The following is a 10,410-nucleotide window of genomic DNA, read 5'->3' on the forward strand; positions in this document are numbered from 1 at the left end:
AGGCTCTCGACACCCCGCTCAGCCCGCCAGATCTCTCCAACGAACCGGGGTCTGCTACTGGGCGCTCCGGTACCTACCCAGGCGGGACTCACACCCGCAGGCCTGATCCAACTTTCAGGACGCACCACGAGCCCGACCCTATCGGCGGCCCGGGCGGCCGCTCACCCGGTGTAGTGCCGATCGACGACCGTGAGAACCTCGTCGAGGATGGCCAGGCCCTCCTTGGCCTCCGCCTCCGAGACCGTGCACGGGGGGACGACGTGCATCCGGTTGAAGTTGGTGAACGGCAGCAGGCCGCGCTTCTTGGCCTCCGCGACCAGCTCGTTCATGGCGGGGGAGCTGCCGCCGTAGGGGGCCAGCATGGCTCGGGTCGCCCGGTCCGAGACCAGCTCGACGGCCCAGAAGACGCCCAGGCCCCGGACCTCGCCCACCACGGGGTGCCGCTCGGCCAGCTCACGCAGGCCTGGGCCGAGCACGGTCTCGCCGACGTGCGCGGCGTTCTCGACGATGCGCTCCTCCTTCATCGCGTCGATGGACGCGACAATGGACGCGGCCGCCAGCGGGTGGCCGGAGTAGGTGAGGCCGCCGGGGAAGACCCGCTCGTCGAAGGTGGCGGCGATCGGGTCGCTGATCACGACGCCGCCGACCGGGACGTAGCCGGAGTTCGAGCCCTTGGCGAAGGTGATCAGGTCCGGCGTCACGCCGAAGTGCTCGAAGGCGAACCACCTTCCGGTGCGCCCGAAGCCGGCCATGACCTCGTCGACGATGAACACCAGGCCGTACTGGTCGCAGAGTGCCCGGACGCCCTCGAGGTAGCCGGGCGGGGGCACCAGGATGCCGGCCGTGCCGGGCACGCTCTCGATGAGCACGGCGGCGATCGTCGCCGGGCCCTCGAACTGGATGATCTGCTCGAGGTGCTGCAGCGCCCGCTCCGACTCCTGCGCCTGCGTCGTCGACCAGAACGACGTCCGGTACAGATACGGCCCGAAGAAGTGCACGTGCCCATCGGCGTACTCGTTCGGCCAGCGGCGGGGGTCGCCGGTCGCGTTGATCGCGGCGCCGGTGTTGCCGTGGTAGCTGCGGTAGGTGGACAGCACCTTCGGCCGGCCGGTGTGCAGCCGGGCCATCCGGATCGCGTTCTCGATGGCGTCAGCGCCGCCGTTGGTGAAGAAGACCTTGTTCATGCCCTCCGGGGCGAGGCCAGCGATCCGCTTCGCGGCCTCGCCGCGCGCCTCGTTGGCGTGCTGCGGCGCGATGGTGGCCAGCTTGGCCGCCTGCTCCTGGATCGCGGCGACCACCTTGGGGTGCTGGTGGCCGATGTTCACGTTGACCAGCTGGCTGGAGAAGTCCAGGTACCGGTTGCCGTCGTAGTCCCAGACGTAGCTGCCCTCGCCGCCGGCCACGACCATCGGGTCGAGCGGCTTCTGCGCGGACCAGGAGTGGAAGACGTGCGCGCGGTCGAGGGCGTAGACCTCGGCGCCGCGGGCCGGGTCAGGGGTCGGAACGGGCATGGCGCACTCCTTGGATCAACGCTGGATCGGTGGTGGCCTCCAGCCTAGGAGCGCAGCGTCGAGCGCGCGACGAGCGGCCTGTCAGGCGGAGCCGGCCAAGGCCGACACCCTGTCAACCCAGCAGGTCGCGGACGACGATCGTCTGGTCCCGCCCGGGACCGACCCCGATCGCTGACATCGGCGCCCCCGAGATGCTCTCCAGGAAGTCGATGTACGACCGGGCGGTGGCCGGCAGGTCGGCCAGGGTGCGGGCCTGCGACAGGTCCTCGGTCCACCCCGGCAGGTCCTCGTACACCGGCTTGGCGTGATGGAAGTCGGTCTGCGACACCGGCAGCTCGTCGACCCGTTCGCCGTCCACCTCGTAGGCCACGCACACCGGGATCCGCTCGAAGCCGGTGAGCACGTCCACCTTGGTGAGCACGAAGTCGGTCACCCCGTTGATGCGGGCGGCGTAGCGGGCGACCGGGGCGTCGTACCAGCCGCACCGCCGCGGCCGCCCGGTGGTGGTGCCGAACTCGCCTCCGATGGTGAGCAGCCGCTGGCCGTCCGCGTCGAACAGCTCGGTGGGGAACGGCCCCTCGCCCACCCTGGTCGTGTAGGCCTTGGCCACGGCGATCACCCGGTCGATGCGGGTGGGGGGCACGCCGGAGCCGGTGCAGGCCCCGCCGGCGGTGGCGTTGGACGACGTCACGAACGGGTAGGTCCCGTGGTCGACGTCCAGCAGGGTGGCCTGGCCGCCCTCGAGCAGCACCGTGCGGCCGTCGTCCAGGGCCTGGGACAGCAGCAGCCCGGCGTCGACCACCATGGGCCGCAGCCGGTCGGCATAGGAGAGCAGCTCCTCGGTCACCGCCTCCGCGGTGATGGCCCGGCGGTTGTAGACCTTCACGAGCAGGTGGTTCTTCTGGTCGAGGGCACCCTCGACCTTCTGCAGCAGGATCTTGGCGTCGAACAGGTCCTGGACCCGGATGCCGATCCGGTTCATCTTGTCCGCGTAGGTAGGCCCGATGCCGCGTCCGGTCGTGCCGATCCGGCGGCTGCCGAGGAACCGCTCGGCCACCTTGTCGAGAGTGCGGTTGTACGGGGGGATCAGGTGGGCGTTGGCGCTGACCACGAGCCGGGAGGTGTCGACCCCGCGCGCCTGGAGGTCGTCGATCTCCCGGAACAGCACGGACAGGTCGATGACCACTCCGTTGCCGATGACCGGGACGACGCCGGGGGTCAGGATCCCGGTGGGCAGCAGGTGCAGGGCGTACTTCTCGCCGGCCACCACGATGGTGTGGCCGGCGTTGTTGCCCCCGTTGAACCGGACGACGTAGTCGACGGCGCTGCCCAGGAGGTCGGTGGCCTTGCCCTTGCCCTCGTCGCCCCACTGGGCGCCGACCAGCACGATCGCAGGCACGTCGTCCCCTCTCCGGCCGTCGGACGACGACCGTTCGCAGGCTACCGGAGCAGCACCTCGACGGCGGTCCCGGTCACACCCACCCCCGGCGGCCCGCCTCAACCCCGGCCTGGAAGCGGGTCGCGGCGCCGAGCTCGTCGAAGACGTTCGCCACCCGGCGACGTGCCGTGCGCAGCGACACCCCGAGGTGTCGGGCGATCGCCTCGTCCTTCGCCCCGAGGGCGAGCAGCTCGAGCACCCGGCGGCGGTCCCGGTCGACGTCATCCTCGTCCCGGCCCCCGACCGGCAGCGGTCGGGCCCCCTCCCACACCCGGTCGAACGCCCAGCCGAGCAGCCGGATCGCCTCCGGCTGCTGGATGATCGCGTCGGAGCCGCCCGGATCCCCCCACGGCACACTCACCAAAGCGGCGTCCGCGCCGAACAGGATGAGCCGGGCGGGCAGCTCGGCTGCCACCCGGATGCGATCGCCGAGGGCCAGCCACTCCCGGGCGATCTCGAGCGCCTGCGGCTCCTGGAGCAGCTGAGCGTCGAAGAGGGTGTGGAAGCGGCGACCTGAGCGCAGCACCCGACGGTTCAGGTCGCGCATGCCCGGGCGGACCACCCGGGGCCAGCTGCTCGGGTGGAGGAAGACCCGGATCGTCCCCACCGACTGCTCGGTCAGGCGTTCGGTGAGGGCGAGGGTGTCGTCGACCGGGACGACCTCGATGCTGTAGTCGAGCCGGCGCGACCCCACGCCGGCCAGGTGCTCCAGCGCATAGGTGTCGACCGCCAGCCGGGCGGTGGTCAGCTCGCGGCGACGTTGGGTCATCCGATCCTGCTCCCGGGCCAGCAGCGCGCCCAGGGCCTGCACCGGCGGGCGGGGCGCGATCCGGTCGCCGTCGTCCAGCCGGACCAGGCCGAGACCGGCGAGCAGCCGGAGGTCCTCGGCCACCGCAGCGGGCGCTCGACCGAGGTCGAACGCCACCTCGTCCGACGTCCAACCGGGCTGGCGGAGCGCGACGCGGTAGACGGCCTCGGCCTCGTCGTCCACGCCCCAGGGCTCCAACGGCGAACTCATATCGGCAGGTTAGTGACAATGGCCGCTCGCGGCCAGGCGGCACGGAGATGGGACAGGCAGGCTCAGCCGGGGACCCGAGGAGGCAAGCGGGGGATGCCTCCGTCGGGTCGCGCGGGTCCGATGTCCGGCCGGGTCTGCCGGTCAACCGAGCAGGGCGCGAGCCGCCTCGCTGCTGCTGTCGCGGAGGAACGCCGAGCAGCGCTCGGCCTCGTCGGTCTCACCGATCGCGTCCGCGGCCCGGGACAGCGCGGCGAGGGCCCGCAGGAATCCCCGGTTCGGCTCGTGCTCCCAGGGGATCGGCCCGTGGCCCTTCCAGCCCGCTCGTCGCAGCTGGTCCAGCCCCCGGTGGTAGCCGGTGCGGGCGAACGCGTACCCGGTGACCGGCTGGCCGGCAGCCAGGGCGCGCTCGGCCAGCACCGCCCAGGCTAAGGAGGACGTCGGGTGGTCGGCCGCCACCGAGGCGGGCTCCGCGCCGCCGGCCAAGCGATCCGCCGGCTCCTGGTCCGCCGGAAGGTAGGTCGGTGGTGGCCCGGCCAGCAGGTTCTCCGTGCTCATCGTCGGATCGTGCCCTCAGTGGATTCGAGTGCCGGCGGAGCGCAGGTCCTCGCAGGCCCGCACGACCCGGGCGGCCATGCCCGCCTCGGCGGCCTTGCCCCAGGCGCGCGGGTCGTACAGCTTCTTGTTGCCGACCTCGCCGTCGATCTTCAGGACGCCGTCGTAGTTCTTGAACATGTGGTCCGCCACCGGCCGGGTGAACGCGTACTGGGTGTCGGTGTCCACGTTCATCTTCACGGTGCCGTAGTCGAGCGCCTCGCGGATCTCCGACAGGAGCGACCCGGACCCGCCGTGGAACACCAGGTCGAACGGCTTGGAGCCCTCCGGCAGCCCGAACTTCGCCGCCACCGCGTCCTGCAGCTCCTTGAGGATGCCCGGCCGCAGCACCACGTTGCCCGGCTTGTACACCCCGTGCACGTTGCCGAACGTGGCCGCGACCATGTACCGGCCGCGCTCACCGAGGCCCAGCTTCTCCGCCGTCGCGATCGCGTCCTCCGGGGTGGAGTACAGCTTCGCGTCGTGCTTGGCCTCGATGCCGTCCTCCTCGCCACCGACCACACCGATCTCGAGCTCCATGATGATCCGCGCGGCGGCGCACTTGTCCAGCAGCTCGGACGCGATGTCCAGGTTCTCGCCCAGCGCCACCGCCGAGCCGTCCCACATGTGCGACTGGAACAGCGGCTCCTGCCCGCGGGCGACCCGCTCGGCAGACACGTCGATGAGCGGGCGCATGTACCCGTCCAGCTTGGTCGGCGGGCAGTGGTCGGTGTGCAGCGCGATCTGCACGTCGTACTTCGCGGCCACCACGTGGGCGAACTCGGCCAGCGCCACGGCGCCCGTGACCATGTCCTTGACCAGCTGCCCGGAGGCGAACTCGGCGCCGCCCCACGAGATCTGGACGATGCCGTCGCTCTCCGCCTCGGCGAAGCCGCGGATCGCGGCCACGATGGTCTGGGACGACGTGCAGTTGATCGCCGGATAGGCGAAGGCACCCGCCTTGGCCCGGTCGATCAGTTCGGCGTACGCCTCGGGGGATGCGATGGGCATCGCGGGGTCTCCTTGCTCGGGTCCGACGGGACGCTTCGATCCTTCCACGTCCACCCGAAGCGTGGCGATCAGCGGGTGCGGTTGACCGCCTCCACGGCCTTGCCGGCCGCGATCAGCACCGGGTCCCACACCGGGGAGAACGGCGGGGCGTCGCCGAGGTCGAGGGCGGTCATCTCCTCCACCGTCATCCGGTTCCACAACGCGACCGCCGCCGCGTCGATCCGCTTGGCCGCCGCCTCCCGGCCGACGATCTGGACGCCGAGCAGCCGGCCGGTGCGCCGCTCCGCGATCATCTTCACGGTCAGCGGCTGGGCACCTGGGTAGTACCCGGCCCGGGTGCTCGACCCCACGCGCACGCTCACCGGCTCGAACCCGGCCGCAACACGTCCGCCTCGCGGAGCCCGGTCCGGGCGATCTCCAGGTCGCACACCTTGCTGATCGCCTCCGCACCACCCCGGGGAAGCTCGCGTAGCCGCCGCCGACGTTGGTGCCGATGACCTGCCCGTGCTTGTTCGCGTGCGTCCCGAGGGCCACCGCCACCCGCTGGCTGGAGACCGGGTCGTGCACCTCGACGCAGTCGCCCCCGGCCCACAGGTTGTCGAACCCCTGCACACGCATCCGGCGGTCGGTGAGCAAACCCCCGTACTGGCCCAGCGGCAGCCCGGCTGCGGCGGCCAGAGCCGTTCGGCCGCACCCCGGTGCCCAGCACGACCAGGTCGGCCGCGAACAGCTCACCGCCCGCCCGGGCGCCGACCGCCCGACCGGCCGCGTCGGTCTCGAGGGCCTCGATCGTGGTCGCCGTGCGCACGTCGATGCCCATGCCCACCATGGCCTCGTGCACCAGCCGACCCATGTCCGGGTCGAGGGTGTCCATGGGCTCCGCGCCCATCGTCACAACCGTGACCTCGAGACCGCGGCTGCACATCGCCTCGGCCATCTCGATGCCGATGGAGCCGCCGCCGATGATCAGCGCCCGCCGGGTCCCCTCGCCCAGCGCCTCGAGGCCGGCCAGCAGCGCCGCCCCGTCGTCCAGGGTCTGGACGCCGTACACCCCGACCGCGTCGATGCCGGGCGCCGGCGGCCGCAGCGGGCTCGCCCCGGCGGCCAGCACGAGGTGGTCGTAGGCCAGCGTCTCCCTCGGCCCCGGTGGCCAGGTCGCGGGCGGTCACCGTCCCGGCAGCCACGTCCAAGGCCACCACCTCGGTGCTCGTGCGCAGGTCGATGCCCCGGGACCGGTGCTGCTCGGGGGAGCGCGCGACCCGGGCCTCCGGGCCGGACACGTCACCGGACACCCAGTAGGGGATGCCGCAGGCGGCGTAGGAGGTGTGGGTGCTGCGCTCGAAGGCCACGATCCGCAGATCGTCGGCCCCCCTCATCCGACGGGCCTGCGACGCCGCGGACATCCCCGCAGCATCGGCGCCGACCACGACGAGTCGCTCGGTCATGACGGCAGCATGCCAACGGCCGGCGACCCCGGGTCGGTCGAGCCGGGCAGCTGCCCGAACTCGTGCCGGCGCACCCAGGCGTGCATCGCGATCGCGGCGGCCGCGCCGGCGTTGATGGAGCGGGTCGAGCCGTACTGGGCCACCGAGAGGACGTCGACACAGTGCCCACGCATCGGCTCCGACAGCCCCGGGCCCTCCTGGCCGAAGACCAGCACGCAGCCCCGCGGCAGGTCGTAGGTCTCCAGCGGCACCGCACCCGGCAGGTTGTCCACCCCGAGCAGTGGCAGCCCGGACGACGACGCCCACGCCGCCAGCGCAACGGCGTCCGGGTGGTGGCGCACGTGCTGGTAGCGGTCGGTGACCATCGCGCCGCGCCGGTTCCACCGACGCCGTCCGACGATGTGCACCCCGGCGGCCAGGAAGGCGTTCGCGGTCCGCACCACCGAGCCGATGTTCAGGTCGTGCCCCCAGTTCTCCACCGCCACGTGGAACGGGTGCCGCCGTCGGTCGAGGTCGGCGACGATCGCCTCGACCCGCCAGTACCGGTACCGGTCGACCACGTTGCGGCGGTCGCCGTCGGCGAGCAGGTCCGGGTCGTAGCGGTCGTCGTCCGGCCAGGGGCCGCTCCACGGCCCGACGCCGACCGGCGCAGCGTCCACGGTCAGCGGCGGCTCCTCGTCGGACACGCGTGCAGCCTGCCAGATCACTCCACGTACCCTCGACAGGGTGAACACCCTCGCGCTGCTCGACCCGCAGCCCTTCCTGCAGTCCCTCGGCCCGTGGGCGCTCCTCGCCATCCTCGCCGTGGTCTTCGCCGAGTGCGGGCTGCTCGTGGGGTTCTTCCTCCCCGGCGACTCGCTGCTGTTCGTCGCCGGTCTGCTGGTCGCGAGCGGGTTCATCAAGACCCCGATCGCCTTGACCGCCGCGCTGATCTCGCTGGCCGCCGTCGCCGGCAACCTCACCGGCTACTGGATCGGCTACAAGTTCGGCCCGAGCGTGTTCAACCGCACCGACTCCCGCTTCTTCCGGCAGGAGTACGTGGACCGGACGGCTCACTTCTTCGCCCGGTTCGGCGCCCGCGCCATCGTGCTGGCCCGGTTCGTGCCGATCGTGCGGACCTTCATCACGGCGATGGCCGGGGTGGGCCGGATGCCGTTCGGGTCGTACGCCGCCTGGTCGGTCGTCGGGGGGGTGCTGTGGGGCACCGGGGTCACGCTGCTGGGCTACCGGCTGGGCAGCGTGACCTTCATCAAGAACAACATCGACCTCATCGCCGTCGGAATCGTGCTGCTCTCGGTCGTCCCGATCTGGTTCGAGCTGCGCCGCCACCGCCGCGAGCCGGCGGGCGAGGCCGAGGCCTGACTCTCGGCAGAAGTCAGAACGAGACCTGCGGGGTGGCCCGGATCTGCGGGTCGTCCGCAGTGAAGTACTCGGCCTGCTTGAAGCCGAACAGCTTGGCGGTCAGCGCGGAGGGGAACGACTCCACCCGGGTGTTCAGCGCCCGGACGTTGGCGTTGTAGAACCGGCGTCCGGCGGCGATCCGGTCCTCGGTCTCGGCCAGCTGGCGCTGCAGGTCCAGGAAGTTCGCGCTGGCCTTGAGGTCGGGGTACGACTCCGCGACCGCGAACAGCTGACGCAGGGCGCGGGACAGCGCGCCCTCCTGCTCGGCCTGCTCCAACGGCCCGGAGCCGGGCGCCGCCGCCAGCGCCCGCGCCTGGGTCACCGCCTCCAGCGTCTGCCGCTCGTGGGCGGCGTAGCCCTTGACGCTCTCGACCAGGTTCGGGACCAGGTCGTGCCGTCGGTTCAGCTCGACGTCGACCTGCCGCCAGGACTCCTGGACGAGGTTGCGCTGCCGGACGAACCGGTTGTACGACACCGCCAGGCCGCCCCCGAGCACGACCACGACGGCGATCACGACCCATACAGCGTTCACGGGGCACTACCTCCCGGTTGGGGGGTCACAGTGGATGGCCCGACCCCCGGATCGTAGCCGTGGTCCTTCCAGACGAACCCGGGAATCCCATCAACGAGTGCGTGCAGGGTCGCCAGCCGGGACAGCAGCCCGACCGGCTCGAGCTGGCCGCTCGCCCAGCTCATGAGCACGTTACCGTCGATGCGCATCGCCGTGGCCGGCCTGGCCAGCAGGGCCTGCATGGTGCGCGGAGTGAGCACGTCGGAGGCGAACTTCGGCTGCCGGGCCGAGACCCGGTAGCGCCGGTTGAAGTCCTCGCTCTCCAGCTCGATGTCCGGGTCGAGGCCGACGGCCGCGGCGGCCCGGGAGAGCAGGCTCTCCGGTGTCAGCTGCAGCCGGGGCAGCCAGGTGGGCAACGCGAGGGCCACGACCGCGAAGCGGTGGGTCGTCTCGGAGCGCTGCCCCTTGGAGTCCGTGCTCGAGGTGACGTAGGAGTAGTCGAAGGCGACCATGGAACGGGCCCGGTCGGTCCCGGTGACCACCCGGCGGGCCCGGCGGCGCTCGCCCTGGCCGAACGGCGTCCCGGTCCACCGGCCGACGAGCGAGGGGTCCTCGGGCGCGAACGACCAGCCCTTGGACCGACAAAACGCCATGAGCTGCTCGCGCCGGCGCTGGTCGGCCCACCAGCTGTACGCGGCCAGCGCGACGAGCGCCGTCACCCCGACGACGAACACGACCGGCAGTAGGCTGCTCACGTCATCCCATCGGCACCGAGCGGGCCCCGCTTCAGCCCAGGCCTGCGCTCACCGCAGGCCCAGGTCTGCCAGCGAGTAGGCCGCGCGGTACTCCAGGCCTGCCTGCGCGACGGCCCCGGCGGCGCCCCGCTCCACGATGACGGCGACCCCGACGACCTCCGCCCCCGCCTCGCGCAACGCCTCGACCGCCGCCAGCACGCTGGCCCCGGTGGTGGAGGTGTCCTCGACGGCCAGCACCCGCCGGCCGACGACGTCCGGTCCCTCGATCCGGCGCTGCAGCCCGTGGGGCTTGCCCTCCTTGCGGACGACGAACGCGTCCAGCCGGCGCCCCCGGGCGGCGGCGGCGTGCAGCATCGCGGTGGCCACCGGGTCGGCCCCGAGCGTCAGCCCGCCCACGGCATCGAAGTCCAGGTCCGCCGTGAGGTCGAGCATCACCTCCCCGACCAGAGGGGCCGCCGCCGCGTCGAGGGTGACCCGACGCAGGTCGACGTAGTAGTCGGCCTCCCGGCCGGAGGACAGCACCACCCGGCCGTGCACGACCGCCTTCGCGGTGATCTGCTCCAGCAGGCGGCCATGGGCGTCTGAGTCGGTCATTGGTAGTCAGGGGCGCAGGAGCCGCGTAGCGGCCCTGGTTCCCCATCCCCCTTTCAAACCGTGCGTGCGGTTTTCCCGCACACGGCTTATCGACGGTCTTCCGAACATGGTTACGCGGCCTTCGGGTAACGGATG

General features: G+C 72.1%; 10 protein-coding genes and 1 pseudogene. 1 reads left to right on the forward strand and 10 read right to left on the reverse strand.

The genetic code is table 11. The annotated features are described in order from the left end of the window. Nucleotides 1–161: 161 nt before the first annotated feature. From VIM19_11500 to VIM19_11530, 7 genes and pseudogenes are all read right to left on the reverse strand, one after another. Nucleotides 162–1,511: an aspartate aminotransferase family protein gene (locus VIM19_11500; protein ID HEY5185502.1), complete on the reverse strand. Its 1,350-nt coding sequence runs from the start codon at nt 1,509–1,511 to the stop codon at nt 162–164. 112 nt (nt 1,512–1,623) lie between these two features. Further along, nucleotides 1,624–2,910, reverse strand: a complete 1,287-nt coding sequence (locus VIM19_11505; GenBank protein ID HEY5185503.1) for an adenylosuccinate synthase — start codon at nt 2,908–2,910, stop codon at nt 1,624–1,626. A gap of 73 nt (nt 2,911–2,983) precedes the next feature. Beyond that, on the reverse strand, nt 2,984–3,967 hold the full coding sequence (locus VIM19_11510) for a helix-turn-helix domain-containing protein (protein HEY5185504.1): 984 nt from the start codon (nt 3,965–3,967) through the stop codon (nt 2,984–2,986). Nucleotides 3,968–4,108: 141 nt separating this feature from the next. After that, complete coding sequence (locus VIM19_11515) at nt 4,109–4,522, reverse strand: DUF3151 domain-containing protein (protein HEY5185505.1); 414 nt, start codon at nt 4,520–4,522, stop codon at nt 4,109–4,111. Between the two features lie 15 nt (nt 4,523–4,537). Beyond that, nucleotides 4,538–5,569: a class II fructose-bisphosphate aldolase gene (gene fbaA / locus VIM19_11520; protein HEY5185506.1), complete on the reverse strand. Its 1,032-nt coding sequence runs from the start codon at nt 5,567–5,569 to the stop codon at nt 4,538–4,540. 68 nt (nt 5,570–5,637) lie between these two features. Continuing rightward, nucleotides 5,638–7,014 (reverse strand): annotated as a pseudogene (locus VIM19_11525) (FAD-dependent oxidoreductase). Continuing rightward, nucleotides 7,011–7,700: a TrmH family RNA methyltransferase gene (locus VIM19_11530; protein ID HEY5185507.1), complete on the reverse strand. Its 690-nt coding sequence runs from the start codon at nt 7,698–7,700 to the stop codon at nt 7,011–7,013. The pseudogene VIM19_11525 and the gene VIM19_11530 overlap by 4 nt, the downstream one beginning before the upstream one ends. A gap of 40 nt (nt 7,701–7,740) precedes the next feature. Here VIM19_11530 and VIM19_11535 point away from each other — a divergent pair, with 40 nt between their 5' ends. Beyond that, nucleotides 7,741–8,376 carry a VTT domain-containing protein gene (locus VIM19_11535; GenBank protein ID HEY5185508.1) on the forward strand — a complete coding sequence of 212 codons (636 nt, stop codon included), beginning with the start codon at nt 7,741–7,743 and terminating at the stop codon, nt 8,374–8,376. A gap of 13 nt (nt 8,377–8,389) precedes the next feature. Here VIM19_11535 and VIM19_11540 read toward each other — a convergent pair whose 3' ends face one another. From VIM19_11540 to pyrE, 3 genes are read right to left on the reverse strand one after another with little or no spacing between them, the layout of a single operon-like run. Then, nucleotides 8,390–8,947 carry a LemA family protein gene (locus VIM19_11540; GenBank protein HEY5185509.1) on the reverse strand — a complete coding sequence of 186 codons (558 nt, stop codon included), beginning with the start codon at nt 8,945–8,947 and terminating at the stop codon, nt 8,390–8,392. After that, complete coding sequence (locus VIM19_11545; protein HEY5185510.1) at nt 8,944–9,681, reverse strand: hypothetical protein; 738 nt, start codon at nt 9,679–9,681, stop codon at nt 8,944–8,946. Before VIM19_11545 ends, VIM19_11540 begins: the two co-directional genes overlap by 4 nt. A gap of 48 nt (nt 9,682–9,729) precedes the next feature. Continuing rightward, complete coding sequence (pyrE, locus tag VIM19_11550; GenBank protein ID HEY5185511.1) at nt 9,730–10,275, reverse strand: orotate phosphoribosyltransferase; 546 nt, start codon at nt 10,273–10,275, stop codon at nt 9,730–9,732. Between the last annotated feature and the right edge of the window lie 135 nt (nt 10,276–10,410).

The organism is Actinomycetes bacterium, from assembly GCA_036510875.1.
Lineage (GTDB): Bacteria > Actinomycetota > Actinomycetes > Prado026 > Prado026 > DATCDE01.